The sequence below is a fragment of the Mesorhizobium kowhaii genome (assembly GCF_003253745.1).
Taxonomy (GTDB): Bacteria; Pseudomonadota; Alphaproteobacteria; order Rhizobiales; family Rhizobiaceae; genus Mesorhizobium; species Mesorhizobium kowhaii.
Genome location: NZ_MZXV01000056.1, coordinates 402,974 through 429,652, shown reverse-complemented (window position 1 = coordinate 429,652; position 26,679 = coordinate 402,974). Strand labels below are relative to the sequence as shown.

At 62.4% G+C, this 26,679-nt stretch carries 25 protein-coding genes; 10 read left to right on the top strand and 15 right to left on the bottom strand.

Annotated elements, in window-relative coordinates; all coding sequences use genetic code 11:
• The first annotated feature begins 103 nt into the window (after positions 1-103).
• Both B5V02_RS27480 and B5V02_RS27475 read left to right on the top strand, forming a co-directional pair.
• The gene (locus B5V02_RS27480) at positions 104-754 is read left to right on the top strand and encodes a hypothetical protein (protein ID WP_111547158.1); all 651 of its coding nucleotides are present in this window, start codon (positions 104-106) and stop codon (positions 752-754) included.
• The gene (locus B5V02_RS27475) at positions 751-1,914 is read left to right on the top strand and encodes a helix-turn-helix domain-containing protein (RefSeq protein WP_111547157.1); all 1,164 of its coding nucleotides are present in this window, start codon (positions 751-753) and stop codon (positions 1,912-1,914) included. The genes B5V02_RS27480 and B5V02_RS27475 overlap by 4 nt, the downstream gene beginning before the upstream one ends.
• Positions 1,915-2,276: 362 nt before the next feature.
• Here B5V02_RS27475 and B5V02_RS27470 read toward each other — a convergent pair whose 3' ends face one another.
• A complete protein-coding gene (locus B5V02_RS27470) occupies positions 2,277-3,065 on the bottom strand; it encodes a FadR/GntR family transcriptional regulator (protein ID WP_111547156.1) in 789 nt (262 codons plus the stop codon).
• 9 nt (positions 3,066-3,074) lie between these two features.
• A complete protein-coding gene (locus tag B5V02_RS27465) occupies positions 3,075-4,514 on the bottom strand; it encodes an FAD-binding oxidoreductase (protein ID WP_111547155.1) in 1,440 nt (479 codons plus the stop codon).
• Positions 4,515-4,675: 161 nt separating this feature from the next.
• Here B5V02_RS27465 and gloA point away from each other — a divergent pair, with 161 nt between their 5' ends.
• Positions 4,676-5,086 (top strand): lactoylglutathione lyase, encoded by a 411-nt coding sequence (gloA, locus tag B5V02_RS27460; protein ID WP_019856614.1) that lies wholly within the window; start codon positions 4,676-4,678, stop codon positions 5,084-5,086.
• A gap of 86 nt (positions 5,087-5,172) precedes the next feature.
• On the opposite strand, the gene B5V02_RS27455 is transcribed toward gloA, so the two are convergent.
• The 4 genes from B5V02_RS27455 to B5V02_RS27440 all read right to left on the bottom strand — a co-directional run bounded on the left by B5V02_RS27455 (position 5,173) and on the right by B5V02_RS27440 (position 10,023).
• Positions 5,173-6,141 carry an ABC transporter permease gene (locus tag B5V02_RS27455; protein WP_111547154.1) on the bottom strand — a complete coding sequence of 323 codons (969 nt, stop codon included), beginning with the start codon at positions 6,139-6,141 and terminating at the stop codon, positions 5,173-5,175.
• A 153-nt stretch (positions 6,142-6,294) separates the two neighbouring features.
• Positions 6,295-7,797, bottom strand: a complete 1,503-nt coding sequence (locus B5V02_RS27450) for a sugar ABC transporter ATP-binding protein (RefSeq protein ID WP_111547236.1) — start codon at positions 7,795-7,797, stop codon at positions 6,295-6,297.
• 5 nt (positions 7,798-7,802) lie between these two features.
• On the bottom strand, positions 7,803-8,843 hold the full coding sequence (locus B5V02_RS27445; protein WP_245446217.1) for an ABC transporter permease: 1,041 nt from the start codon (positions 8,841-8,843) through the stop codon (positions 7,803-7,805).
• A 97-nt stretch (positions 8,844-8,940) separates the two neighbouring features.
• Entirely contained in the window at positions 8,941-10,023 is a 1,083-nt protein-coding gene (locus B5V02_RS27440; protein WP_111547152.1) for a sugar ABC transporter substrate-binding protein, read from the bottom strand.
• Between the two features lie 214 nt (positions 10,024-10,237).
• Here B5V02_RS27440 and B5V02_RS27435 point away from each other — a divergent pair, with 214 nt between their 5' ends.
• Entirely contained in the window at positions 10,238-11,833 is a 1,596-nt protein-coding gene (locus B5V02_RS27435; protein ID WP_111547151.1) for a GMC family oxidoreductase, read from the top strand.
• Between the two features lie 66 nt (positions 11,834-11,899).
• Here B5V02_RS27435 and B5V02_RS27430 read toward each other — a convergent pair whose 3' ends face one another.
• Positions 11,900-12,730, bottom strand: a complete 831-nt coding sequence (locus tag B5V02_RS27430) for an NAD-dependent epimerase/dehydratase family protein (RefSeq protein WP_245446216.1) — start codon at positions 12,728-12,730, stop codon at positions 11,900-11,902.
• 158 nt (positions 12,731-12,888) lie between these two features.
• Here B5V02_RS27430 and B5V02_RS27425 point away from each other — a divergent pair, with 158 nt between their 5' ends.
• Positions 12,889-13,620, top strand: coding sequence for a FadR/GntR family transcriptional regulator (locus B5V02_RS27425; RefSeq protein WP_111547149.1), 732 nt, complete (start codon positions 12,889-12,891; stop codon positions 13,618-13,620).
• Positions 13,621-13,668: 48 nt separating this feature from the next.
• Here the strand turns inward: B5V02_RS27425 and kdgD are convergent, their stop codons facing one another.
• The 4 genes from kdgD to B5V02_RS27405 all read right to left on the bottom strand — a co-directional run bounded on the left by kdgD (position 13,669) and on the right by B5V02_RS27405 (position 17,811).
• On the bottom strand, positions 13,669-14,601 hold the full coding sequence (gene kdgD, locus B5V02_RS27420) for a 5-dehydro-4-deoxyglucarate dehydratase (RefSeq protein ID WP_111547148.1): 933 nt from the start codon (positions 14,599-14,601) through the stop codon (positions 13,669-13,671).
• A gap of 79 nt (positions 14,602-14,680) precedes the next feature.
• The gene (locus B5V02_RS27415) at positions 14,681-15,508 is read right to left on the bottom strand and encodes an ATP-binding cassette domain-containing protein (protein ID WP_111547147.1); all 828 of its coding nucleotides are present in this window, start codon (positions 15,506-15,508) and stop codon (positions 14,681-14,683) included.
• The gene (locus B5V02_RS27410) at positions 15,505-16,578 is read right to left on the bottom strand and encodes an ABC transporter permease (RefSeq protein ID WP_111547146.1); all 1,074 of its coding nucleotides are present in this window, start codon (positions 16,576-16,578) and stop codon (positions 15,505-15,507) included. The genes B5V02_RS27415 and B5V02_RS27410 overlap by 4 nt, the downstream gene beginning before the upstream one ends.
• 141 nt (positions 16,579-16,719) lie before the next feature.
• Positions 16,720-17,811 (bottom strand): sugar ABC transporter substrate-binding protein, encoded by a 1,092-nt coding sequence (locus B5V02_RS27405; protein ID WP_111547145.1) that lies wholly within the window; start codon positions 17,809-17,811, stop codon positions 16,720-16,722.
• Between the two features lie 187 nt (positions 17,812-17,998).
• On the opposite strand from B5V02_RS27405, the gene B5V02_RS27400 reads away from it, so the two are divergent.
• Complete coding sequence (locus B5V02_RS27400) at positions 17,999-19,045, top strand: aldo/keto reductase (protein WP_111547235.1); 1,047 nt, start codon at positions 17,999-18,001, stop codon at positions 19,043-19,045.
• 309 nt (positions 19,046-19,354) lie between these two features.
• Positions 19,355-19,861: a hypothetical protein gene (locus tag B5V02_RS41930; RefSeq protein ID WP_245446213.1), complete on the top strand. Its 507-nt coding sequence runs from the start codon at positions 19,355-19,357 to the stop codon at positions 19,859-19,861.
• Between the two features lie 214 nt (positions 19,862-20,075).
• Here the strand turns inward: B5V02_RS41930 and B5V02_RS40840 are convergent, their stop codons facing one another.
• The 4 genes from B5V02_RS40840 to B5V02_RS27375 are packed head-to-tail and all read right to left on the bottom strand — an operon-like array spanning position 20,076 to position 22,210.
• Entirely contained in the window at positions 20,076-20,249 is a 174-nt protein-coding gene (locus B5V02_RS40840) for a hypothetical protein (protein WP_167458684.1), read from the bottom strand.
• A 32-nt stretch (positions 20,250-20,281) separates the two neighbouring features.
• On the bottom strand, positions 20,282-21,409 hold the full coding sequence (locus B5V02_RS27380; protein ID WP_167458683.1) for a WD40 repeat domain-containing protein: 1,128 nt from the start codon (positions 21,407-21,409) through the stop codon (positions 20,282-20,284).
• Positions 21,410-21,422: 13 nt separating this feature from the next.
• The gene (locus tag B5V02_RS40835) at positions 21,423-21,740 is read right to left on the bottom strand and encodes a hypothetical protein (protein ID WP_167458682.1); all 318 of its coding nucleotides are present in this window, start codon (positions 21,738-21,740) and stop codon (positions 21,423-21,425) included.
• Positions 21,737-22,210, bottom strand: a complete 474-nt coding sequence (locus B5V02_RS27375) for a hypothetical protein (protein WP_111547142.1) — start codon at positions 22,208-22,210, stop codon at positions 21,737-21,739. The genes B5V02_RS40835 and B5V02_RS27375 overlap by 4 nt, the downstream gene beginning before the upstream one ends.
• Positions 22,211-22,775: 565 nt before the next feature.
• Between B5V02_RS27375 and B5V02_RS27365 the strand changes: the two genes are divergently transcribed.
• Genes B5V02_RS27365 through B5V02_RS27355 form a run of 3 tightly spaced genes read left to right on the top strand, consistent with a single transcriptional unit; the run spans position 22,776 to position 26,672 of the window.
• The gene (locus B5V02_RS27365; protein ID WP_208647141.1) at positions 22,776-24,449 is read left to right on the top strand and encodes an aromatic/alkene/methane monooxygenase hydroxylase/oxygenase subunit alpha; all 1,674 of its coding nucleotides are present in this window, start codon (positions 22,776-22,778) and stop codon (positions 24,447-24,449) included.
• A gap of 55 nt (positions 24,450-24,504) precedes the next feature.
• Positions 24,505-25,566 carry an NADH:ubiquinone reductase (Na(+)-transporting) subunit F gene (locus tag B5V02_RS27360; protein WP_111547140.1) on the top strand — a complete coding sequence of 354 codons (1,062 nt, stop codon included), beginning with the start codon at positions 24,505-24,507 and terminating at the stop codon, positions 25,564-25,566.
• 47 nt (positions 25,567-25,613) lie between these two features.
• On the top strand, positions 25,614-26,672 hold the full coding sequence (locus tag B5V02_RS27355) for an aromatic/alkene monooxygenase hydroxylase subunit beta (RefSeq protein WP_111547139.1): 1,059 nt from the start codon (positions 25,614-25,616) through the stop codon (positions 26,670-26,672).
• Positions 26,673-26,679 lie beyond the last annotated feature (7 nt).

Below are 26,679 nucleotides of genomic sequence, written 5' to 3'. Positions count from 1 at the left end.
AAGCGGTGGGGAACAAAGTAGTTGTCGCGCCCGAATAGGTGTTGACTTTTTTCCAAGAATACTCGCTTTTGTTGGAAAGTCCATTTTTCCAACGGAGATTCGTATGTCCGCGAGCAATCCCGCAGAGGATTTGATCGATGAAGAGTACCCGGCCGTATATCGGCCGCTGATCCCCGCTGCACTCAAGCGCGCCTACGCTAGCGCAGACGATGCGTTCGAGCGTCTGGAATTCCTTGGAACGCCAAGCGCAAAATTCCAACGCGGTGACCTGATCGTGCTGGCCGCTGAGTTTGAGTTCATAAGGCTAATACGGGAAGGACATCTTCCATTCGATCCTTCGTGGGAAGACTATGCCTGCCCGACAGGCAAACATTTGGTGATGCGGTCGCCCGGCGCTGAAATCACCATTAACCAGGTCGACTATCCTCACAAGAAACCGAGATGGGCGAAGTTCCGCGACCAGCTTGACGTTCCCAACGCCGAATATCTCTTCGAAGAAATGAACGCAGAGCGCGCCAGGGACGATACTCGGAAGCACATTCTCCTCCTTCACGGCCACGGCAATCTTCGTTTCGCCAATTTATCCGTCCCACACCCGACCGAAAACAAGCTGATCTGGTTCACTGACGACTTGCTCAAGCTGCCTCACGAGGTCGCCACCGACACGACTGGCGCTAGAGGCGAAGGACCAACGGAGTCGCCGGACGCCGAGTTGATAGACGAGATAATCAAGAAAGTTCACGACGAAGAATGACTGGCGATATTTTCCATTTTCCAGATCGCGCATCCGGCGTTGTTCCTCAACGCCTCGCCGACGCGCGCATGGCGCTACAGATGTCGCGCGCCGATGTAGCCCGAGCGCTTAACATCACCGGCACAGCCATAGGCCATTATGAGAATGGCGACCGTCGCCCTGACATGAATATCTTGATGCAGTTGGCTCGGCTCCTGCACCAACCCGTTTCGTTTTTTCTAAAGGAAACGCCGGCCAATTCGATCAACAAAAAGGTCCGGTTCTTCAGAAGCGTAGGACCGAAGAGCAATAGAATTAACATGGCTCTGGACGTTCGGACGAATTGGCTTTGGGAGTTTGTCCAAACACTTCTGGACGCAGGAATTAGGCTGCCGACACCCAACGTTCCATTCTTCGACGATATGGATCATGACGGCGAATATTCATTGGAGCAGATCGAATATATTGCCGCTCGGACACGGCGTCATTGGAACTTGGGTGACGCCCCCATAAACAATATGGTGGCCCTGCTCGAATCCCAGGGCGTGATCGTTAGCAGGTTTTCGCTTGGCTCCGAAAAGATCGACGCATTCTCTTGTTGGATTAATGGTCGACCATATGTGCTGTTGGGATCAGATAAAGGTTCTGCGGTGAGGTCTCGATTTGATGCCGCCCATGAACTTGGCCACCTAATCCTGCACCGCGACATCTCCCAGGACGACATGGAGTCTAAGGCAACCCGGGATCGCATCGAGCGCGAAGCCAATTGGTTTGCCGGGGCATTTCTTCTGCCGCGCGCGTCCATATTCCGTGAGTTCTATTCTACCAGGGCGAGCCATTTGAAGGGGCTCAAACAGCGCTGGTTGGTGTCAATGCAGGCGATTGCCCATCGCGCGCGCGACATAGGCGCTATTGATGAAAACCAATACGTTTCCTTCCGCATTCAAATGACCAAAACAAAGCAACTGGCGAAGGAACCTCTAGACGATACAATTCCGATTGAGAGGCCCGGCCTACTCTTCAATGCGTGGAAGAAATTGGTTGAACGGGGACTGCTTCCTAAGTTGGACTCAGACGAAACCTTGGGAATTTCGCTGGACGTCTTGAGCGACCATTTTGGCAGATCAATCGAAGTAGCTGAGAGAAGTCCGACACCCACGCTTTCAATCGTTGAAAAATAGCTGAACTGTTGCGCCTAAGCCGGGCAAACGCGGTCCCTATAAAAAGCGGATCGACGCCTGGCCCGCTCCCATGTTCCCATTTTGCGGGGAACATGAAGCATCTAAGAAATCCTCTGTATCGAATGTGGGTGCGCCGCCATCTGGTTAAGCTCCAAGGCGGATTGTGCTACATTGTCGCCCCCCGTTTACGAAGCGAGGCCCGACACGCCCTATCATCGAACACAAGAAAGCCCGTATGGATGGCGGCACTGACGATATGAGCAACTCGCCGCCGCCTGCTTTCATTGCAATCAGCATCGCGGCACGCAAAAGAACCAAGCCGAGCAAAAAGCTCAGGGTCAAATTTCAAGCTGATACACGACCTATCCGGCGGCCTGCTTACGAATAGCCTTCCGCAGTCGTGTGTGCCGCACCGGAGATGCTGCCTCTGCCTCCGCCTCACCACCATCATGCAGCCCAACACGCAACGCCGCGCCCGCCAGATGGTCGCGCATGGCCTCCTGCGCCGCCTGAACATCGCCGGCGCGGATGGCGGCCAGGATGCGCTCGTGTTCGCCGAGCGTGATGCGGGCCATGTCGTCTGATTTCTGCTGGTTGCCGGCAGCAAGAATGCTCTCGCGGACACGCTCGGAAACAAAGACCAGGAACTGGCCCATATAGTTGTTGCGCGTCGCCTCGGCGACGGTGCGGTGGAATTCAAGATCGCTGCGCAGCCAGGCGACGCTGCCATAGGGGGCCGCACGCATGCCGGCCAGCGCATCGCCCATTGCGGTGAGATCGGCTTCGGTACGCCGCTTTGCGGCAAAGGCCGCCGCCTGCACCTCGAGGATGCCGCGCAGTTCGAACAGGTTGCGGAAGGAGTCGGCGCGCTGCAGCGCCTCGTAGTCGATGGTCAGCACCGTCGGGTTGTTGCTCTCCACCACGAAGGCGCCGCGCCCCTGCTGCGACCAGATGCGGCCTTCCGAGCGCAGCCGCGCGATCGCCTCGCGCACCACGTTGCGGCTGACCCCGAACGTCGTCGCCAGCGCCTGCTCGGTCGGCAGCTGATCGCCGGGCTTCAGGCGCCCCTGCGCGATCTCGCGCGAGATGGAACTCGCAACCAGGGTGGAGAGGTGTGGTCCGCGATTGACCTTGTCGAGCTTCAGCGTCATCGCTCACACCTATAGACCATGATTGGCCTTGCTTGCCAGAATGCGGCCATTGCTCAGAAGATGGCGCGGATCGAAGGCTTGCTTGATGCCGGCCGCCAGATCAAGCGTCACCGGATCGATCCGTTCGAGGAACGCCTTCTGCTTGACCCGGCCGATGCCATGCTCGGCGCTGATCGAGCCGCCATAGCGGTCGACGACGGCAAAGATCTCGGCTTCCGCCTCTTCGAACAGATGCTCCACCGCTTGCGGTTCCATGCCTTCCGGCGGCACCACATTGAGATGGATGTTGCCGTCGCCGACATGGCCATAGGTGACGGCCAGCGCGTCCGGTCGCGCTTCCTCCAGCGCCGCCAGCGCGTCGGTGACGAAATCGGCAAGTTTGGAGATCGGCACCGAAACGTCGGTGCGCAGATAACGGCCGCCGCGTCCCTGGCGCTCGACCATGATTTCGCGATAGAGCCACAGCCGCTCGGCCTGCGCCCGTGTCGATGCCACGATGCCGTCTTCGACGATATCGGCGACGCCGCCGAGAAAACCCAGCAGCATGGCGGACAGGTCGATCAGCCCGCCGGAGGAAACCTCGATCAGCACATAGGCCGGATAGGCTTTGGTCAGCGGATCGGGAAAATCCACGCCCTCGCGCATGGTGATTTCGATGCCCTGGCGCAGGATCAGTTCGAAGGCGGTCAGAAGATCGCTGCAGTCGCGCCGTGCCCGCGCATAAAGCGCCATCGCGTCCTCGACGGAACGCAGGCCCACCAGCGCGGTCTCGATCTGCGTCGGCTTGGGAAAGAGTTTTAGCGCCGCGGCGGTGACGATGCCCAGCGTGCCTTCTGAGCCGATGAAGATCTGCTTGAGGTCGTAGCCGCGATTGTCCTTGCGCAGCACCTTCAGCCCGTTCCAGATCCGGCCATCGGCCAGCACCACTTCGAGGCCGAGCACCAGGTCGCGCGTCATGCCGTAGCGCAGCACGTTGAAACCACCGGCATTGGTGGCGACGTTGCCGCCGATGCGGCAGCTTCCCTGTGCCCCGAAGGTGATCGGCAGCAGGCAGTCGCTCTCTCCGGCGGCGCGCTTGGCGTCCTCGAGGATGCAGCCGGCCTCGACCACCATGGCGAAGTCGATCGGGCTGATCGAGCGGATACGGTTCATGCGCTCCAGCGAGATGACGATTTCGCCGCCATCCGCCGCCACCGCAGCACCCACGAGCCCGGTCAGGCCGCCTTGCGGCACGACGGGAATGCGCTCCGCGTGGCAGTGCCGCATCAGCGCCGACATCTCCTCGACCGAGGCCGGACGGGCGACCGCCAGCGGGCGGCCGAAATGGTCGCCGGACCAATCGCGGCTGTAGCGCGCGAGGTCTTGCGTCTCGGTCAGCAATCCGCCATTCGGCAGCACGCCGGCAAGGGCCGCTATCAGCGATGCGGAGGTGGGCGGCACGACATTCATGAGCTGGCTCTGGACCCTCTGGGAAAACGACTGGACAACCACCTTGCTTGTCGTGTTATCATACAACCCTGATTTAGAACATCAAGCGAGGCCATGTTCCCGCCAGCTGTTTGATGTGGACGGTCAGACCAGCCAATCAGCAAATTCGGAGGACTTTCCCAATGAGCGACGCCCCGGGCTTTCGCTATATGCACACCATGATCAGGGTGCTCGACCTCGACAAGTCGATCGCCTTCTACACCGAGGTTCTCGGCATGACCTTGCTGCGCCGCGACGACTATCCCGGCGGCAAGTTCACCAACGCCTTTGTCGGCTATGGCCCGGAGGACAAGGAGGCCGTCGTCGAGCTGACGCTGAACTGGGGCAGGGAAGAGCCCTACGAGATCGGCACCGGCTTTGGCCATCTGGCGCTCGGCGTCAACGACATCTACGCCGTCTGCGCCGAGCTCGAAAAGCGCGGCGCCAAGATTCCGCGCAAGCCCGGACCGATGCAGCATGGCACCACCCACATCGCTTTCGTCGAGGACCCGGACGGCTACAAGATCGAGCTGATCGGTCTCGACACGATGTAGCGACCTGGTCAGGCGGGGCCGCATCGAGCCTTTGATGCGACCCCGTCCGGTCCGCGCTTGCTTGGGAGGCGGTGCGGATGGATCTGTCACTTGATGACCGCGATCTTGCTGCGGTCGATGGTGATGGCGACGGCGGCGATGAGCACCGCGCCGAACACCATGTTTTCCAGGAAAATGTTGACGCCGACGAAGGTCATGCCGATGCGCACGATCGAGATGATCAGCGCGCCGACCGCCGTGCGCGCAACGCCGCCCAGCCCGCCGGTGATGGCGGTGCCGCCGACGATGACGGCGGCAATGGCCGGCAGCAGCAGCTGGTTGGCGAGGACCGGCGAGCCGCTCGACAGCCGCGCCGCCAATACGACGCCGGCGATGGCGGCCAGCATGCCGGAGGCGGCGAAGGCGATGATCTTGGTGCGGTCGACATTGATGCCCGCCGCCCATGCGGCCGGCTCGCCGGCGCCCACCGCAATCGCCTGGCGGCCAAAGCGCGTGTAGCGCAGCGCAAGAAAACTGGCGATGCCGATGACCGCCGAAATCAGCACCACCACCGGCAGGCCAGCGACCGTGGCGTTGATCCAGGCGGTGTTTTCGCGGCCGCCTTCCTCGATGGTGATGGCGCGGCCGTCGGATACCCACAGCGCGATGCCGGTGACCACGCCACCGGTGGCGAGCGTCGCCACGAAGGACGGCACGCGCAGCTTGACATGGACGATGCCGCTCAACGTTCCGAAGGCGAGCCCGGACAGGATCGCCACCGGAAAGGCGGCCAGCCCAAGCGAGGGCAGCAACTGCGCCAGGATGACGCTGGCCAGCGAGGCGACCGCCTGGATCGACAGGTCGATGCCGCCGAGCAGGATGGCGAAGGTGACGCCGGTCGCCAGGATGAACAGCACGGCGGTGTTGGCAAACAAAAGCGCCACGGTCTCGCCGGTGAGAAAGCCGGGTGCGGCGATCTCGATGATCAAAAGCAGGACGACAAGCAGGACCAGCGGAATGGCGCCTTGCGTCCATTTGCCCTCGAAGATGCGCCTCAGCGAAAAAGCTTCATTCATCGGCCTGCCTCAGAGACTGTTTCGAAACTCGCTCTGGCGAGTCATATGATGGTGGTTTCGAGAACCGGAGCGCAGCGGACATAGGTCCGTGAGCACCGGAAGCGCAGAAAACGCCTTCAGATGGCCGCCAGAGTAGAGTTTCCAAACGGTCTCTCATACCATTGCCCGCAACAGTTCGACCTGGTTCGGCTTGTTGCCGGGGCTGGCGTCGAAACGCGCGGTGATCTCGCCGTCGCGCATCACCAGCACCTGGTGCGACAGGCCGATGGTTTCCTCCAGCGTGTCGGAAATCAGCAGGATCGCCACGCCTTGCGCCGAGAGATCGCGGACCAGTTCGTAGACCTCCTCCTTGGCGCCGACATCGAGGCCGCGCGTCGGGTGGTCGAGCACGAGGATGCGCGAGCCCGCCGTCATCCAGCGCGCCAGCACCACCTTCTGCTGGTTGCCGCCGCTGAGCTTGCGGCAGGCGGCGTCTGGGCCGGGCGCCTTGATGCGCAGCCGCTTGATCCAGTCGGCGGCGAGCCGGCGCTCCTTGCCATAGTCGATCGCCCCATGGCGCATGACGCTCGACAGGTCGGCCAGCGAAATGTTCTCCGCGATGGACAGGAACATCACCAGCCCCTCGAGCCTGCGCTCGCGCGGCACATAGCCGATACCCCTGCGCACCGCGGGTTCCGGCGAGCCGAAACGCACCGCGTCGCCGGCGATTTTCATTTCGCCAGCGTCGTGCTGGAGGAAGCCGCCGATGGTGCGCGTGACCTCCTCGCGGCCGGAGCCGACGACGCCGGCAATGCCGACGATCTCGCCGGCCCTGATCTTGAGGTCGACGCCATGATAGGCGCCGCTCGCGCCCAGCCCTTTTGCCTCGACCATGACCGTCTCGCGCGGCTGCTGTTGACGAGCCTCGCGGTAATACTCCGCCTGCAGCCCGCGCCCGACCATGATCTCGTGCAGCTCCGGCGCAGTGACTTGCGCGGCGCGGTGTTCGGCGACGACCGCGCCGTCCTTCATGGTGTAGACGCGGTCGGAGATATTAAGCACCTCGTCGAGACGGTGCGAGACGAAGACGAAGCTGGCACGCGATTTGAGCGACCGCACGCGCGCGAACAGCACCTCGATATCGGCGGCGTTGAGCACCGAGGTCGGCTCGTCGAGCAGGATGAGCAGCTGTCGCTCGACCACTTCCTCCAGCGTCAGTGCCTTGGCGAGCTCCACCATCTGGCGCGCGGCGAAGGTGAGCTCGGAGGTGCGCGCCGTGACGTCTATATCGATGCCGATCTTGGCCAACTGGCGGCGCGCCGCCGCGTTCATGGCGCGCCAGTTGACGATGCCGAAGCGGGTGAAGCGGTCTTCCTCGCCGAGATAGATGTTTTCGGCGACCGTCAAATTGAGCACCAGCGACTGCTCCTGGAACACCATGCCGATGCCATGCCGGGCCGCGTCGCGCGGGTTGCGCATGCGAAGCTGCTCGCCGTCGAGGGTGAGGCTGCCGCCATCCGGCCGGTAGCTGCCGGCCAGCACCCGCATCAGCGTCGATTTGCCGGCGCCGTTCTCGCCGATCAGCCCGACCACTTCGTTTGGCCGGACCTCGATGCTGACGTCCCGCAGAGCCTGGACGCCGGGAAAGTTCTTGATGATGCCGGAAGCGCTCAGCATGGCGTTCACTTGACTATTCTGAGGCGAACGCGGTCGAGCGACAGCGCCACCGCGGCGATGATCATCAGCCCCTGCACCGTCTGCTGGATGTAGGGCGAAATGCCGAGCAGGATCATGCCGTTGGCAAGCACGGTGACGATCAGCACGCCGATCAGCGTGTTGACGACGCCGCCTTCGCCACCGGTCAGCGCCGTGCCGCCGACGACGACGGCGGTGACCGCGGCAAACAGCCTGCCGTCGCCGATGACCGCATGCGACTGGCCGAGTTGAGCGGCGGCAAGCACGCCTGATATGCCGAAGAAGAAACCGGCCAGCGCGAAGGCGGTGATGCGCACGCGCACCACGTTGACGCCGGAGAGCTTGGCGACGTCCTCGTCACCGCCGATGGCCAGGATGTGACGGCCGAGCTTGGTGTGATACTGGATGATGGCGGCGAGCAGGAACGCCCCGGTCGCAACCCAGACCGCCAGCGGCAGGCCAAGGAAACGGGTCAATGCCAGGTCGCGGATCGAGGCGTCGTTGAGCCGGATCGCCGAGCCGCCGAGCATATAGACCGACAGGCCAAGGCCGATGAACCACATGCCGAGCGTCGCCATGAAGGACGGGATGCGCAGCATGGTCTGGACGAGACCGCTGACGAAACCCATGGCGGTGCCGGCAACGACGGCGGCCAGCACCGCCCACCAGCCATAATCATTGCCATTGCCGTCATTGGCGGCGAGCAGCACGACCACCATCGCCGCCACCGACAGGGTGCCTTCGACGGAGAGGTCGATGCTGCCCATCAGGATGATGAAGGTCAGCCCCATCGCCAGCGTCAGCGGCACGGCGGCAGAGTTGGCGAGGCGGACCAGATTGCGCAGTTCGATGAAATTGGGATTGGCAATGGCGATCAGCACGCACAGCACGATCAGCACCGCCAGCGGCGCCAGGCTGCGCCAGCGCCTGCCACCGAACACGGTGGCGATGCGGCCGGGGAGAAATGTCATAAGCGTCGTCCGCTCGATGTCCGAAACGGACTTCAGGGGTTCTGTATGGATTGTCAAGAAACCGCTTCCCGTCTGCTGATGACAGTCGCCGATGCAATGCACGACGACGATAAAAGGGAGCGGGCCGCCAGGGAGCAGCAGCCCGCCCCGGTGGTCAGGTCCGGATGGCTCCAGTCACCCGACCCCACAGATCGTTCCAGTCGATCTCCGGTTTCGCGTCGACATTGGTCTTGTAATATTCCTCGACATTGTCGTGCGAGATCAGCACCGCCTTGCCGTAGAATTCGCGATGCTCCGGCGGCTCCTTGACCGGGTCGAACTTGCCGATCTTGGCGTTGTAGCCGATGGCCAGTCCCATGCCGCCCTGCCAGAACGGATCCGAGGTGACGGTGCAGGCGAACTCGCCGGTGCGCACGGCGTCGACCGCCGTCTTGATGCCGTCGACACCGACGATCGGCACCTTGCCGGCGAGGTTCTCGGCACGCAGCGCCTCGAGCGCGCCGGAGCCCATATCGTCATTGGCAGCCCAGATGCCCTTGATGTCGTCGCCGAAGCGGGTGAGCAGGTTGCCCATCAGGTCGAAAGCCTCGGTCGATTTCCAGTTGGCGACCTGGAAGTCGAGCAGCTTGATGTCGGGATTGGCGGCGAGTGCCGCGTCGAGGCCCTTCTTGCGCTCGATCGCCGCGGTGGTCGAGATCAGGCCGCCGAGTGCGACGATGCCGCCCTTGCCGCCGATGGTCTTGAACAGGATCTCGGCGATGGTCTTGCCGCTTTCGATGCCGTCGAACTCGATGTGCGAAACATAGTTCGGGTTGAAGTCCTTGGGGTGCAGATCCCCCGGCTTGTTCCATTGCGTCACCACATAGGCGCCGGCCTTGGCGCAGGCCTCGACGATCGGCCGCGCATCAGGCGTGTCGTTGGGATCGGAATTCAGCACCATGTTGCCGCCGGTCTTGGCGAGCATTGCCTTGATGTCGGCGATGCCTTTCTCGCTGTTGCCTTCCGAAACCAGCGTGACGTGTTCGAGCCCGGCCCATTTGGCGTAGGCCTCGGCGCCGGTCTTCCACACCGCGTGATAGGGGTTGGACAACGACCGGATTGATGTCACCAGCGTCGGCTTTTCCTGGGCGCGCAAAACCCTCGGCATGGCGAGCACCGCCATTCCAGCGGTGGCGCCCATCATCAGCGTCCGGCGGCTGACCGTGCCGGAAAGCGTCAAACTTGTCCTGTCCTTCATTATCAAACCTCCCAGTTGAAATCTGTTTCCCGCCCGGCGGCTTGCGCGGGGAGCGCGGCCGGGCCTCCGATCGACGGGTTGTCAAGCTCCTCTACTTGTACGACAACCCTTCAACACGATAACCATACCCTTTCTCTTGACGCGGCACAAGCGACTTGAGATCGTCGCACGCGGGAGGGCAGGGCGCTGATTTTGCCCATGCATGGGAGCGAGAATGTCGGATTACATCATTGTCGGCGGCGGCTCGGCCGGTTGCATTCTGGCCGCCCGGCTGAGCGAGGATCCGGACCTGTCCGTCGTCCTGCTCGAGGCCGGCCCGCCCGACACCGATCGCTACATCCATCTGCCGGTCGGCTTCTTCAAGATGACGGCAGGGCCGCTGATCTGGGGCTATGACACGGCGCCCGGCAAGGCGATCGACGGCCGCACCATGGTCTATCCGCAAGCGCGCGTGCTCGGCGGCGGCTCCTCGATCAACGCCCAGGTGTTCACCCGCGGCTGCCCTGAGGATTACGACGGATGGGCTGTTGACGATGGCTGCGCCGGCTGGAGCTATGCCGACGTGCTGCCCTATTTCCGGCGCTCCGAAGGCAACGACACCTTCGCCGGCCCGCAGCACGGCACCGATGGCCCGCTCGGCGTTTCCAGCGGCGCGCCGCATCCGCTGACCCGGGTCTTCGTCAAGGCGGCGCAGCAGGCGGGTCTTCCCTTCAGGGCCGACTTCAACGCCGGCCAGCAGGAAGGCACCGGATTCTACCAGACGACGACCCGACAGGGGAAACGCAGCAGCACCGCGGTCGCCTATCTCAGACCGGCGCTTGGCCGCAAGAACCTGACGCTGCGCACCGACGCCACGGGGAGCCGCATCGTTGTCGAAAATGGCCGCGCCATCGGCGTCGAAATCATCGTCAATGGCCGCGCCGAGTTGCTGCGCGCCGAGCGCGAGGTGATCGTCACCGCCGGCGCCATCGGTTCGCCCAAACTTTTGATGCTGTCCGGCATCGGCCCGGCCGCCCATCTCGGCACGCATGGCATCGAGGTGATCCACGACCTCGCCGGCGTCGGCCAGAACCTGCACGATCACATGGATGTCGACGTCGTCGCCGAACTCAACGGGCCGCACGGCATCGACCGCTACAAGAAGAAGCGCTGGCAGGCCGTCGCCGGCCTCGAATACGCGCTGTTCGGCAAGGGACCGGTGGCCTCCAACATCGTCGAAGCCGGCGGCTTCTGGTGGGGCGACCGCGCGGAGAAGACGCCCGACATCCAGTTCCATTTCTTGCCCGGCGCCGGCGTCGAGGAAGGCATCGGCTCGGTTCCCGGCGGCAATGGCTGCACGCTGAATTCCTACCATGTCCGCCCCCGTTCGCGCGGCAGCGTCACGCTCAGATCGGCGGATCTGCGCGACTCGCCCGTGATCGATCCCAACCCGTTTGCCGAACGCTACGACCTGGAGCGCGCCGTCGACGGCATCGAGATCAGCCGCGAGATCCTGTCTCAGCCCGCCTTCGCCAAATACATCAGCCGGGAACACCTTCCGGGTGCGGCAATGAAGGGACGCGCGGCGCTCGAAGCCTTCGCCCGCGAGCATGGCCGCAGCGCCTACCACCCGGTCGGCTCCTGCCGGATGGGCGGCGACGCGCAAAGCGTCGTCGATCCCGAGCTTCGCCTGCGCGGGCTTCAGGGGCTGCGTGTCTGCGACAGTTCGGTCATGCCAAGCATCGTGTCGTCAAACACCAATGCCGCCGTCATCATGATCGCCGAAAAGGCAGCCGACATGATCGTGGGGCGGAGTCCGTTGCCGGCGTAGAGCAATTCCAGGAAAAGTGTGAAACGGTTTTCCGTCCGGAATTGCGTCAAAACAAAGAGATAGAGCTTAATCGTCCGGGAACATGGAGCGCGGCGGGAAGTCGGCGCGGCTGTAGTCAACGACGATGAACTTGCCGCCCTGGTATCGCTCCACGACCGGGTTGTCCGTCACCTTGCCACGGACGCGCTCGGCCTGGCTGTCGGAACTGTCCAGAGGCGCCCAGCCGATCTTGTGCCTGGCATCGTGCCGCCAGAAACCGCGGCTGTTGTTGGACTGCCCCCAGATCACCGAGCAGCCGACGTGCTCGGCCTCGGCGCAGCGCTCGATCAGGCTGATAAAATCGTCATGCGATATCCAGGTCGACAGGATCCTTTCGTCCGGAACCTCCGGCAGCACCGAGCCGATGCGGATCAGCACGCTTTCGACCGCATGCTTGTCCCAATACAGCCGCGCCAGCATTTCGCCATAGGCCTTCGACAGGCCGTAATAGCCGTCCGGGCGCAGCAGGCAGTCCTGGTCGAGGATCTCTGTCCGCTCGTAGAGGCCGACCGCGTGCACCGAAGAAGGAAAAATCACGCGCGCCTTCTGGCTGCGCGCCGCCTCGTAGATGTGGAAGCTGCCGCGCAGATTTGGCCCGAGCACCGTCTCGAAGGATTGTTCGGTGGAAACGCCGCCGAAATGAAGGATTAGGCCGCATCCCCGCGCGAGATCGTTCACCGCCTGCTGGTTTTCGAGATCGACAATGTCGAAGCTTGCGTTGTGCGGCAGCTCGATCGGCAGGGGCACGACATCGGTGAGCCGCAAGGTCCAGCCGAGCGCCGCCAGCCTGACTGAGAGCAGGCGTCCAATCGTACCGGATGCCCCGGTCAACAGCACCGGTTTGTCGGAGAGAGCCAATCCCTGTCCTTTCATGGTAAGGAAACCGGGAGACATGTTCGCGCCGGCCTGGCAAGGCGAACGGAGATTGCGCGCCTCAAGCGCCCCGTGAATGTCATCATATCACCATATAAATAATGGGTTGCCAAGAACAGCGGTTCGTTTATTGCTTGGTGGCGATGAAACGTTCCTTTGGCCTTCCCCCTCAGATCAGCCGCACGGCGCAGGTGGCCGACTGGTTTGCGCGCGAAATACGCGCCGGCCATCTGACCAGTGGCGAGAAACTGCCGACCGAGCAGGAACTGATCGCGCAATTCGGTGTCAGCCGCACGGTGATCCGCGAGGCCATGGCTTCGCTGCGTTCGGAAGGGCTGGTCGTCAGCCGCCAGGGTTCGGGCGTGTTCGTCGCCGACCACGAGGCCAACACGACCTTTCGTATCGTCTCCGACGAACTTCACTCGCTGACGGAAGTCCAGAACGTGCTGCAACTGCGGCTCGCGGTGGAACTCGAAGCGGCCGGCATCGCCGCCGAGAAGCGCAGCGACGACGATCTTGCCCGCATGCGCGATTGCCTCGATGCCATCGATGCGTCGATCGCGGCCGGCGACAGCGCCATCGAACCGGATTTTGCCTTTCACCGGGCGATCGCCTCGGCAACCGGCAATCCCTATTTCGAGCGCTTCATGCATTTTCTCGGACCGGTCATCATTCCGCGTCAGTCGATCCGCCCGCGGACCGAGACGCCGGAGCAGCGGCGGCTCTATCTGGAGCAGGTGCAGATGGAGCATCGACGCATCTATCAGGCCATCGAGCGGCAGAATGTCGAAGCCGCCCGCTTCACCTTGCGCGAACATCTCGAGGCGGGCCGCGAGCGCTATCGCCGCATGGTCGACGGTTCGGCCAGACCGTAGCACGGCGTCAAACCTGACCTTCGATCCGTCCCGGCAGCCCATCCGATCTCACGCCAGCTCTCCAACCGGCATGCGGCAGGACTGCATGAGAGCCGCGAGCTGCCGCTCCTCATCCACTGTGAGGTCGAGAAGCGGTGACCGGACCGGCCCGCAGTCGATCCCGGCGATGCGGGCGCCGGCCTTGACGATCGAGACGGCATAGCCGGCGCGCCGGTTGCGGATGGCGAGATAAGGCAGGAAGAAGCTGCGGATGATGTCGCCGACTTCCGCCGTGCGCCCGGCCCGCAGCGCGTTGAAGAAACGCAGCGCCATCTCGGGCGCGAAATTGTAGATCGCCGACGAATAGGTCGTCATACCTATTGCCGCGGCGGCACTGGCATGGACTTCGGCCGTCGGCATGCCGCCGATGAAGATCAGGCGGTCGTCCATGCGGTAGCGCAAGGCGGTGAGTAGCTCGATGTCGCCGACGCCGTCCTTGAGGCCGATCAGGTTCGGGCAGTCCTGCGCCAACCGGTCGAGGGTTTCGGGCGTCAGCACCGCATTGTCCCTGTTGTAGGCGATCACGCCGATGCCGACCGAGCGGCAGATGGCCGTCAGATGCCGGCGCAGGCCTTCCTGTTCGGACTTGACCAAATAGGGCGGCAGCACCAGCAGGCCGTCGGCGCCATTGGCCTCGGCGGCCTTGGCGAACTCGACCGCCATATGCGTGCCGTAGCCTACGCCGGCCAGCAGCGGCAGGTGATCGGGAACTTCATCCGACGCTGCCCGCACGACGCGCTTGTACTCCTCGAGCGTCAGCGAAAAGAACTCGCCCGTGCCGCCGGCGGCGAAAAGCCCGCTTGCTCCGGCAGCGCCTTGTTGCGCGACATGGGCGCGATAGCCTGCTTCGTTGAACGCGCCGGCATCGTCGAAAAAGGTCAGCGGAAAGGACAAGAGCCCGCGGCCAAGGGATTTGGTCAGCTCGGTGGGTGAGAACGTCAAGACGAATACTCCGTGTATGGGGCCGGCAAATGGATGGTCGGGCCGGCGGGGATTTTTGCAGCCGTGGTGTTTGGCAGGCTCATACGATGCCCGGCCGGACTTCGGCCGCGGCGGCGTCGATCGCCTTGCGGCCGAGGCCCGACTTGACGATGCGGATCAATTCCTCCTCGCTCGTGTCGGCCGTGGACGCGTCCAGCGCGACCTCGCCCGAATGCAGGAAGTTGATGCGGTCGCAGACTTCGAAGATCTGATTGTAGTTGTGCACGATCAGGATCACCGAGACCTGGCGCTGCTGGCGCAGGTTCTGGATCAGGCCCAGCACATGCGCGCTTTCGCGCACGCCGAGTGCCGCCAGCGGCTCGTCGAGGACCAGGATCTTGGGCGACGAATAGATCGAGCGGGCAACGGCGATGCACTGGCGCTGCCCGCCCGAGAGGAGGTCGACCGTGCTGTTGACGCTGGGGATCGAGATGCCCAGCGTGTCCAGGTAGATTTGCGCCTGTTCGCGCATCTTCCTGTTGTCGAGCAGGTTCAGCCCCAGGATGCGCTTGTGGTATTCGCGGCCGAGGAACATGTTGTGGAAGACGCTGAGGTCGCCGATCAGCGCCAGGTCCTGGTAGACGGTCTCGATGCCTTGGGCGCGGGCATCGCGCGGCGAGGCGAAACGAACCTCCTTGCCTTGCGAGACGATCGTGCCGGTGTCGGGCTGGTGAAAGCCTGACAGGATCTTGATCAGCGTCGACTTGCCCGCCCCATTGTCGCCGACCAGCGCCAGAACCTCGCCCCGGCGCAGCTTGATCGAGACGTCGACAAGTGCTGTGACGGCGCCGAAACTCTTGGAGATGTTTGACATTTCCAGCACGACGGGCGCGTCGGCCGCGAGCGGCGGAATGGTCTGCGTGTTCATAGGCGCCTCCTTGTGCGCAGCCGGTCGACCTGGATGCTCAGGATCATCGCCGCGATGATGGCAGCGCCCAGATAGATGTCGGAAACGGTGGCCTGGGCGCCGATCATCACCAGGCCGTTGTTGAGCGAGGCGACCACGAACGCGCCGATCAGCGCGCCGATGACGGTGCCGGAGCCACCTAGCAGCGACGTGCCGCCGATGACCGCCGCCGCAATCGCCTGCAAGGTGAGAAACGGGCTGCCGGCCTGCGGGTCGGCGGAGGTGAACTGGGCCGTGTTGATGATGCCGGCGAACGCTGCGCAGCCGCCGGCGATCATGAAATTGTAGATCTTCATCCGGTCGGCGCGCACACCAATCTCGCGGGCGCCGATGATGTTGCTTCCCGTCGCGATCGTGTGCAGGCCGAAGGTGGTGCGGTTCAGCGCCAGCGCCAGCGCCAGCACGATCAGCACCGTCCACAGGAACGGCGTGAACGCCGTCACGCCATGCCAGGACAACAGAGCATCCGACGGTTGGTAGAGGCTCTGCCCGAAGATCGCGTTGAACGGCTGTTCAACCGGCGCCACGATCGGCTGGCTGTTGTAGATCGAGACGACGATGCCTTGCAGGAAGAACAGCATGCCGACCGTGGTGATCAGCGAGGGCACACGGAAACGCACCGTGATGATGCCGTTGATGGCGCCGACCAGCACGCCGATCAACACACCGATCACGGCGCCGACGGCCAGCGGCACGCCCCAGGTGACCGACATCAGCGCCATGACATAGGGCGCGATCGAAAAGATGGCGCTCAGTGAAAGGTCGATCTCGCCGGTGATCATCAGCATGACTTCGGCGGCGGCGATCAGGCCAAGCCGGCCGGTGTCGCGCAGCACGACGCTCATGAATTGCGGCGACAGGAACCCGCCATCGCTGCCGACCTGGAAATAGATGACCAGGACGATGGCGACGACGGCGATGCTGGCCTCGCGATAACGGGAAAGCAGGATGAGCAGCCTTTCCGTCATCGTGTGCGGCGCCTTGACGCCAACGGCGTTCTTCCCGGCTTTTAAGGGTTCGATTGGCGGCACTCTTGTCTTCCTGATTTCGAATTCTGGGCGAAGAGACGGATCGGCGCCGGGCGAGCCGATTGCATGGGCGCAGCCGGCACCCTCGCCGCGCCATCGGACAATGACGTGGCGAGGGCAGGCGTTTCGCTTGGCTGAACAGTGTCAGGTCGGCTCGACGTCGCTGCGGCCTTCGAAACGGGACTTGCCGACATAGGCGTCGACATTGTCCTTGGTCACATAGGCCTGGCTGGTGTCGCTGTTGGCCGGACCGACAAGACCGCCGGAGAGCTTGTAGAGATACATCTGCTGCACCGGCAGGAAGCCCTGCAGATAGGCCTGCTGGTCGGTGGTGAAGTTGACGTCGCCGGATTTGATGAAGTCCAGCGTCTGCGGGAACAGGTCGAAGCCGGCAACGGCGCCGCCGGCTTTCACCAGGCCGTATTTGTTGGAGATGAAGCCGCAGGCATAGGTGTCGGAACCACCGGTGCCGAACATGCCCTTCACGTCCTTGTGGCTGAGATAGTAGCTTTCGACGCGCGAGATTTCCGTTGCCGGATCCGGGCCGGTGTTGACGACATCGTAAGTGACGCCGCTGCCGCTGCCCTTGATCGCCTGGATGTAGCCATCGAGGCGCGGCTGCGTGTTGAGCGAGCCGGGCACGCCGATCGACAGCATGACGTGGCCGCCCTTGGGGATCAGCTTCAGCCACTTCAGCGCCGAGTTGTAGCCGGACTGGTAGAGCGGCTGGCCGACATAGGACAGCCGCTTGTTGGGGCTGCCGACCGGCACGTCGGCGTTGAAGGCGACGACCGGGATGCCGGCCTGGGCGGCCATGTCGGTGGCGGCGTCGAAGGCGGTCGGATCGACCAGGCAGACGGCAATGCCGTCCGATTTCTGCGCGATCGCGGTCTGCATGGCGCTAACCATCTCGGAGACGACGTTCTTCTGCGAACCCGTCCACTGGTAGCTGCACCCAAAGGCGGCGCAGGCGTCCTGGATGCCATAGACGGTCGGTGTGAAGAACTGGTCGAGCGTCACGTGGCAGACGAAGTGGAACTTGTAGGGCTTCTTCGGCAGTCCGGTCGATGAATCCGCGGCTTTCGCAGCGTTGATACCGCCGGCAAGACCTGCACCTGCCAGTCCGCTGGCAAGGCCGGCGGCACCGAGACCGAGTTTTCCGGCCAGTGCGAAAGCACTGCGCCGGCTGATGGCGGCATTCACCATCCCCATCTGATTTTTCGTTTCGTCGTCCACTTGGTTCCTCCCTCGTCGTTTTGCGGGCTTGCCCACATTTGTCGTCTGGTTACATTGTTATATGACAACTTTTGTGTCAATGCTTTTTCGACACCGGTTCACGTCGGGCCTTTCGCGGCCCGAGCGCGGTGCGGGAAGGCTGCCGCTTGGCCGGCACGAAAAACAGCAGGGATCACAGGAAGAGAGAATGGCTGAAATCGAATTCAGGGCTGTCGCGAAGAACGGTCTGAGGGTGACGACGATCGGGCTCGGCGGCACCGGGCTGGGCAACATGTACCGCGCCGTCGACACCGACGCCGCGGTCAAGACGGTGCACGCGGCCTATGACAACGGCATCCGCTATTTCGACACCGCGCCGGTCTATGGCTTCGGCGTCAGCGAGACCCGGCTTGGGCTGGCGATCAAGTCGCTGCCGCGCGCCGACATCGTCATCTCGTCGAAGATCGGCTACGACCTCGTGCCGATCCCGCCTGAGGACCTTCAGCCGGCGCTGTGGGACCAGCCCGGTTCCTTCCGAGCCGAGTTCGACTATTCGCGCGATGCCGTGATGCGCTCGCTCGAGGGAACGCTGAAGCGCCTCGACACCGACTATGTCGACATGGTCTCGATCCATGATCCGGACGAAGCCATTCATTTCGGCCCCGGCGAGGATCCCTATGCCAGAAGCCGCTTCCGGGAAGCCATGGACGGCGCCTATCCGGCGCTCGACGACTTGCGCTCGCAAGGCGTCATCAAGGCGGTCGGCGTCGGCATCAACCAATGGCAGATGCTGTCCGACTTCGTCGTGGCGGGTGCGTTCGACTATTTCCTGCTGGCCGGCCGCTACACCTTGCTCGAGCAGGAGCCGCTGGCGACCTTGCTGCCGCTGTGCGAGCAACGCGGCACCAGGATCATCATTGGCGGACCCTACAATTCCGGCATCCTGGCCACGGGCGCCGTCAAGGGCGCAACCTTCAACACCAGGCTGGCACCGGAGCCGGTGCTTGAGCGCGTCCGCCGCATCGAGGCGATCTGCGCTCTTCACAAGGTGTCGCTGCCGGCTGCCGCCCTTCAGTTTCCGCTTGGCCACCCCCTTGTGTCGAGTGTCATTCCGGGCGCGCGATCGGTCGAGGAACTGAAACAGAACCTGGCCTACCTCAGCGAGGATATTCCGCCGGCTCTGTGGGCCGATCTCAAGCGAGAGGGGCTTATCGAACCTGGCGCGCCCGTTCCTCGAGCACAGCAGACGACCTGAAAGGCGGTTCGACGGTATCCGTGTCGAGTGAAAATGAATTGCCTTTCAAAATCAGGCGGTTATCATGGGTTGAAACAACCGAGTGGGAGTAGGGGGCTGCGGGCAATAACAAACACTCGGCGGGCCTCCGTCCCACCCACACCTCGATGCTCTCGGCTTCGGACTCCTTCCTAAACAGATTGACCGATCTGAAACGCGGTCAGGTGCTGAAGTAAAGTGCTATACGCAATGCATAGGGCGGTGGCATAGAATGACCTGCAATTGGGCGGGTCTGCTGGCCACCGACAGCTTGCGGACGAGGGGGAGAATATGATGCGGAACACGATGCTGGGCTTCGCGGCACTTGCCCTGGCTGCGTGTCAATCGGCTCCTGAAGCGCCGCAATCGGCCGCTCTCGAACCTGCGTCAAATCCTGTTGCTGTTCCTGCTGCCTTGGATCCCGCCGCAGTTTCTCCTGGCTCGGCAATCATGGATCAATCCGTGACGATCACTCCCCCTGCGAAGGGCGTTCCAGCAAAGTACGCCGCATTTTCGGGCATGTGGGCTGGACGATTGGAGGGGACGTCTGAAGCCAAAGTCGCTGTGCAGACGATTTCTCCGAACGGCAAAGTGACGGTCACCTTTGCGTGGGGAATTGTGGGCGATAACAATCCGGGAGAGGCCGCCGGAGCAGGAAAAATTGTAGGGACTACGTTGAAGCTTGGGCGCCTTCCGAATGGTGCGGACGTCAGTCTCATGATGCTGCCCGACGGAACCCTGGCCGCAACCTATATGCTCGCCGGCCAGACCTATACGGGCGTGTTTATCAGGCAATAATCAAAGAAGCATCCAAATCCAACCGCTCGAATTGTGGCCCGACCGGTCCTATCGATAGCCTGTGAAAGCGCGGAATTCGCGAGCAGCGCAGGAACGGACAGTCTCGTTGGTCTAAAGCGCGTCGCGTCGAAACGGATTCATGCGACACGTTTTAGGTCTTTGCTTTTATGCATGTCGTTGTCCCAAAACCGGGGCCACTTTTGGGCGACATGCATTAATTGGTCTTCAGCTTGCCAACGCGGTTTTCGGCGATCCAGCGGGCGGCGAGCACCAGCGCGCCCATGCTGAAATCCTTGCCATGCCTGGCCACCATCTCTTCCGACAGTTTGGCCAGCCGTTCGAAAAATTCGTCCTTGCTCTCGTCTTCGGCCGTAAGTTCGGTCTGCATCTCATCCTCCTGTTTCATACGGACTGTGTCCGCTATTTGAACATCTGTGCGGGAAAGGTGGCGATCGCGGCGGTGCCGTCGACAGATCCTATCGCCAGATGCCGCCCGTCGCCGGACCAGGCGAGAGCGGTGACAGCGCTGCCCAAGGGCCTGACGAGAAGTTCGTCGCGTGACCCGATCTGGGCGACGATGATACGGCCGTTGGCGTAACCCGCGGCAATCAGCTTCTTCTCGGGGTGCGCCGCCACTGTTTCGACCAGAACCAGCCCGGCGCGACCCGTCTCCAGTGCGCCCGAGGTTTCGCCGCCAAATGGCGGGGCGGTCATCGACCAGCCGGCGATCCGGAACGCGCCCGAGGCAAACAGCGCATTTGTCGACGGGCTCCAGCACACTGTCCGAACGGGCGATGGAAATCCCGCGACGATATCGGCTCGGCCATCGGCCAGGCTGATCAGCGCAAAGCCGCCGGTCTCCAGCCCGCAGGCCAACCAACTCCCGTCGCCGCTCCAGCGGATCGACACCGGGCGCGATGAAAGAGAAATGTCTCGTATCAAGGCAGCGTCGCCTTCGACCGACCAGATCGACAGCCCCTCATCAAGGCCGCAGGCGAGGCGTCTCCCGTCAGGTGAGAACGCAAGGGCGTCCATGGACGATGTCGTGGCATGTTTCAGCTTCACCGCATCGCCCTGGCCACTCGATAGGAAGACATCTTTTCCGTTGCCGGCGGCTGTCAGCGTCGCCCGGGCGCTGTAATCGATGGCAATGATCGGCCCGTCGATCCTGACCAGGGGTTCCGCGACTTCACCGCCGGCGGTCAGATGCAACGCTTCGCCGCTGGCCGCGCCGACGAGAAAGCCGGAATGCGCATGGGCGCAGAGCGGGACGTCGCCATCTCCGAATGCCGCCGTGGCGATCAATGGCACCGGTGGCTTTTCCCTGGGGCGGATCGTCGTCTGGCCGAGATCATTGCTCACCCTGATCCGCGACTCCGGCGGCTCGTGATCGGCGACCGCGGCAATGGCGACGGTTCCGTCGACGGAGGTAAAGGCGACAGCCAAACCGTCGGCGCTAAAGCGCAGATCGGCGATCGCCGACGGTCGCTGCCAACTGCGGGCCAAAAGATCGAACAAGGTCAGGTTCTGCATCGTCTGCTGGTTCATGCTATCTCTCCCATCAGTCCTCGTTCGCCGTTGCGGCAAGCCTGCGATCAACGTCCTCGATGTCGCCTTCCGCCGCGACGATGCGATCCTCGCAAGCCATGCATGCCTGCATGATCGCCGCACCGCTTCGCTCTGCTTCATGCAAATCCTGCACCAGTTGTGCATTGGCGCCGCTTCTGCCGATTTCCAACTCCAGGCGCAGCACGTCCATTTCGATGCCGGCGCGTTTCTGATTGAGCCGCAGCGCTTCGGCGGTGAGGGCGGAGACGCTGGCGACGAGATCGAGCCGGCGAGCAAGCAGCGCGTCACGCCTGTCGGATCCTCCGGTCATTTTTCGCTCCCCAAAAATCCCTGCGGTTTTTCGAAAGCCGACAGCAATTTTGGCAACGTGCCGGCCTGCGAATGGAACTGTTTTTCGGCCGTCTCGATGTGGCTCTTGAGCTGATCCCAGATGTCGACGCGGATCATCGATGTCGTGTCGCCGGTCAGGCGCTCGATCTCGTCGACGCGGAACTGGCGTGTCAGCGAAACGCCGGAAAACACGAAGTCGCGCAGCAGGATCGCATGGTTTTCGATGAACAGATGGATCATCGGATGCGTCTCCGTGGTGACGCCGCCGGCGGCAAGCTCGGCCCGGATGAAGTCCTGGAAATGGCTCTGCAGGCGGTGCTGGCTTTCGCCCATGAAGCGCATGACAAAGACCAGATCGCGGGGCATCAGCTTGACAAGATCGCCGGTGACGCCGTCGGCATGGCTGGACATTGGCCGGGGTGGCCCGCTCCTATCCTTATCGTTCGGCATGGTCTTTCTCCAGCGCCAGGCCCGCCCATGGGCCGCGCTTCAAATAGTAGAGAAAGACGAATAATTAAATAGATGGCTTGAGAAATTTGGTATTTGTTGCGACTGCTAACTAGATATGTTGCAGTTGCGAACGGATAGATAGTATTACAGTCGTAAGTTACATCTGTAAAATAACGTTACAGTTTGTTGTCCACTCATGCGCCGAAAAGATGGCGATCTTGTTTTAAGCGTTAACCGCGGACTTCGTTTTCAAACTGGCACGACGCTTGCATTGTTCATTTTCACAAGAAGCCCATCGCGCTTGGCGCGGTGCCAAAAGAACGAAGGAACGGAGGAAGCAGGGACAAATTCCGCTTCGATACGCCCATCGCAATTGCGGTTGGCGCCGCGGGGTCTCTGCCAAAACGCCTCGAAAACCTTTGCCGCGATCCACTTGAATGGCCGGACCATGAGTCGCGCCTTGATGCGCAACCCTTTGTCATGCCGCTCGCACTCTCACTGGCGGTGCTTTGTGCCGCTTCATGCCGGGGTCAAGGGACCCGCGGCTCAAACCTGGTGGAGGCTTATGACCATGACGTCTCTGACGCTCAACAAGATTACCTCGCAACGCGGAATTTCCGTCGGCGAGGCGACCAAGAAGATTGCCGATCTCGGCTGGAATCCTTCCTACGTGCAGGAAGCGATGACATTTCCGACCGACTACAAGATCAACAAGACGCCGCGCGATCCAATGAAGCAGGTTTTGCGGTCCTACTTCCCGATGCAGGAAGAGAAGGACAACCGCGTCTATGGCGCGCTCGATGCGGCCTTGCGCGGCGACATGTTCCGCAACGTCGAACCGCGCTGGGTCGAGTGGATGAAGCTCTTCCTGGCCATCATTCCGTTCCCGGAAATCTCCGCCGCCCGCTCGATGGCGATGGTCGCCCGCATCGCACCTGGCGAGGAACTCCGGACCGGCTTCACCATGCAGATGATCGACGAGTTCCGTCACTCGACGATCCAGATGAACCTGAAGAAATGGTACATGGAGAACTACATCGATCCGGCCGGCTTCGACATCACCGAGGAAGCCTTCGGAAAGTGCTACGCCACCACCATCGGCCGACAGTTCGCCGAGGGCTTCATCACTGGCGACACGATGACCGCCGCCTGCATGTACCTGACCGTGGTGGCCGAAACCGCCTTCACCAACACGCTGTTCGTCGCCATGCCTTCGGAGGCCGCCCGCAACGGTGACTACGCGCTTCCGACCGTCTTCCTGTCGGTGCAATCGGACGAGAGCCGGCATATCGGCAACGGCCACTCGCTGCTGATGGCGGCGCTCAAGGAGCCGGAGAACCATCTCTTGCTCGAGCGCGACCTGCGCTACGCCTTCTGGCAGAACCACGCGATCGTCGATGCCGCCATCGGCACCTTCATCGAATACGGCACCACCAACCGCGACAAGAACAAGGAGTCTTACGCGGAAATGTGGCACCGCTGGATCTATGAGGACTACTACCGCACCTACATGCTGCCGCTCGAGAAATACGGCATCAAAGTCCATCACGACGACGTCCAGGCAGCCTGGGAACGCATCACCAAAAAGAACTACGTCCACAAGGTCGGGCAGTTCTTCGCGGTCGGCTGGCCGGTCAATTTCTGGCGCATCGAAGCCCAGACCGACAAGGACTTCGAGTGGTTCGAGCACAAATATCCGGGCTGGTACGCCGAATTCGGCGACTTCTGGAAATGGTACGCCAAGCTCAGCCACAAGGGCGAGAAGGTGCTGCTGTTCAACAGCGACGTCGGCTACGTCTATCCGCACCGCTGCTGGTCCTGCCTCGTTCCCTGCCTGATCCGCGAGGACATGGTGGTCGGCGAGATCAATGGCGAACTCTACACCTTCGCCCATGAGCTCGACCGCTGGACTGCCACGGTCGCCTTCGCCGACGAGTATGAGGGCCGTCCGACGCCCGCGATGGGCCGCTTCAGCGGCAAGCGCGAGTGGGAGACGCTCTATGACGGCTGGGATCTGGCCGATGCCATCAAGGACCTGAACTTCGTCCGCTCCGACGGCAAGACGCTGGTTCCGCAGCCGCATCTGCGCTTCGACGACAAGGAGATGTGGACGCTCGACGATGTGCGCGGCAACACGCTCGGATCGCCGCTCAACGCGCTACGTGCCATGTCGCCCTCGGACCGTGAGAAGCATCTGGCGGAATACCGGGCCGGCTTCACGGTCAATCCCTGCAACTGATCAGGCCAAAGGGGGGGCGGGTTCGTCCCGCCCCTACCTTTCACTGGAGGTCCGTATGTCGGAAACCCACACGGTCAGGCTGAGCCCAGTCGGCGTCGAATTCGAGGTCGAGAATGGCGAAACGGTGCTCAACGCCGCGTTCCGCCAGGGCATCGCGCTGCCGCACGGTTGCAAGGAAGGGCAGTGCTCGGCCTGCAAGAGCGTGTTGCTCGAAGGCGAAGTCGACATGCTGAAATACTCGACCTTCGCACTGAACGACATGGAGAAGGAAAGCGGGCACGTCCTGTTGTGCCGTTGCATCGCCTACTCCGACCTGGAAGTCGAGCTTCTCAACTACGACGAGGAGATTCTGGCGAAAGCGATCGCCGTGAAAACGTACAAGGGCCGGATTGCTCGGATCGAGCAGCTGACCCACGACATTCGCGGCATCGAAATCGAACTCGGCTCCCCGATGAAGTTTTGGGCGGGGCAATATGTCGACATCACGGTTACCACGCAAAAAGGGGAGACGATTACGCGCTCGTTCTCCATGGCAAATACGCCGGACCAAACCCAAAAACTCTCCTTCATCATCAAAAAATACCCAGAGGGAAAGTTCTCGGGAGAACTCGATTCCGGAGGCATCAGGGCCGGAGCCGAAGTCACCGTCGTCGGACCCTACGGAACCTGTTTCCGCCGCGACGAACGGCAAGGACCCCTGATCCTGGTCGGGGCCGGATCGGGCATGTCGCCGATCTGGTCGATCCTCAACGACCACCTGAAGAGCGGCGAGAAACGTCCGGTCTATTTCTTCTACGGCGCCCGCACCCGCAACGACCTGTTCTATCTCGACAGGATCGCCGAGCTGGTCGGCAATCATTCCGACGTCACCTTCATTCCCGTGCTGTCGCACGCCAATGACGACGCCGAATGGCAAGGCGAACGCGGCTTCGTGCACCAGAGCGTCGACGCCAAGCTCAAGCAACTGGCGGTCGACGGGCAGGGCGATGTCCATGCCTGTGGCCCGCCGCCGATGATCGATGCGCTGCAGCCGGTCCTGTTCATGAACGGCTTCGAAACGGAGCGGATCTTCTTCGACAAGTTCACCACATCGGCAGGTGCAACGCCGGCCCATTGAGGGCGGCCGTGCCAAGCCAACCACAACTGCAACAAGGGAGAGAGACTATGCCTGCAACCTCGAGTTCAGTCGGATCCGGAGCCGCCGGCGCGGCGATCTTCGCCGATTCCGACAGCCGGAAATACCGGTATTTCGACCCGAAAGGCCAGCGCGCCACCCACTATGAGGACATGACGGTCGACGTGCAGCCCGACCCGGAACGCTACCTGATCCAGGACTGGATCATCTCCTTCGCCGACGGCAAGGGCGCCTATGTCAAGCAGAACACCGCCGCGCAGAGTTCCAACTGGCATGCCTTCCGCGCCCCCGACCAGGAGTGGGAGCGCACGCACTACCAGCGCCAGTCGAAGATCGAGACGATGGTGCAGAGCGTCATCAACAATGCCCGCAAGTCGGGCGCGCCGAAGACCTTCGACAAGGCCTGGGTCAAGATCCTGCAGACGCAGCTCGGCGCCTGGAAGCATGCCGAATTCGGGCTCGGCACCTCGCTGATGCAGGCGCAGCGCTACGGCTACACCCAGATGATCAACAACGCGACGCTGACCAACTCGTCCTACAAGCTCAGGCTTGCCCAGGACATCACGCTCTACCTTGCCGAGATCGGCATGGACCTTCCCGACTGGGACGACGAACTCGGCAAGAAGGCCTGGCTCGAGGACAAGAACTGGCAAGGCACGCGCGAAGCGGTCGAAACCATCATGGGCGCGACCGATTACCTCGAACAGTATTTCGCCATCAACATCGTCTTCGAGCCGCTGGTGGGCGAAGTGTTCCGCTCCGGCTTCCTGATGCAGATCGCCGCCGCCAACCACGACTTCATCACGCCGGCGGTGATCTCGGCCGCCGAGGCCGACTACGAGCGCAACCTCGCCAACACGATCGACCTCATCCACATGCTCGCCAATGACGAGACGCATGGCGCTGCCAACCGCAAGCTCTTCCAGGGTTGGGTCAAGAAACACGGCGCGCTCGCCGACAAGGCAGCCATCGGCCTGCAGCCGATCTGGTCGATGCCGCATTCCAAGCCCGTCGCGTTCGTCGATGTCCGCGCCAAATCCGAGGAACGGATTGGCCAGATCCTCGGCGAACTTGGCCTCAAGCGCTGAAACAGGA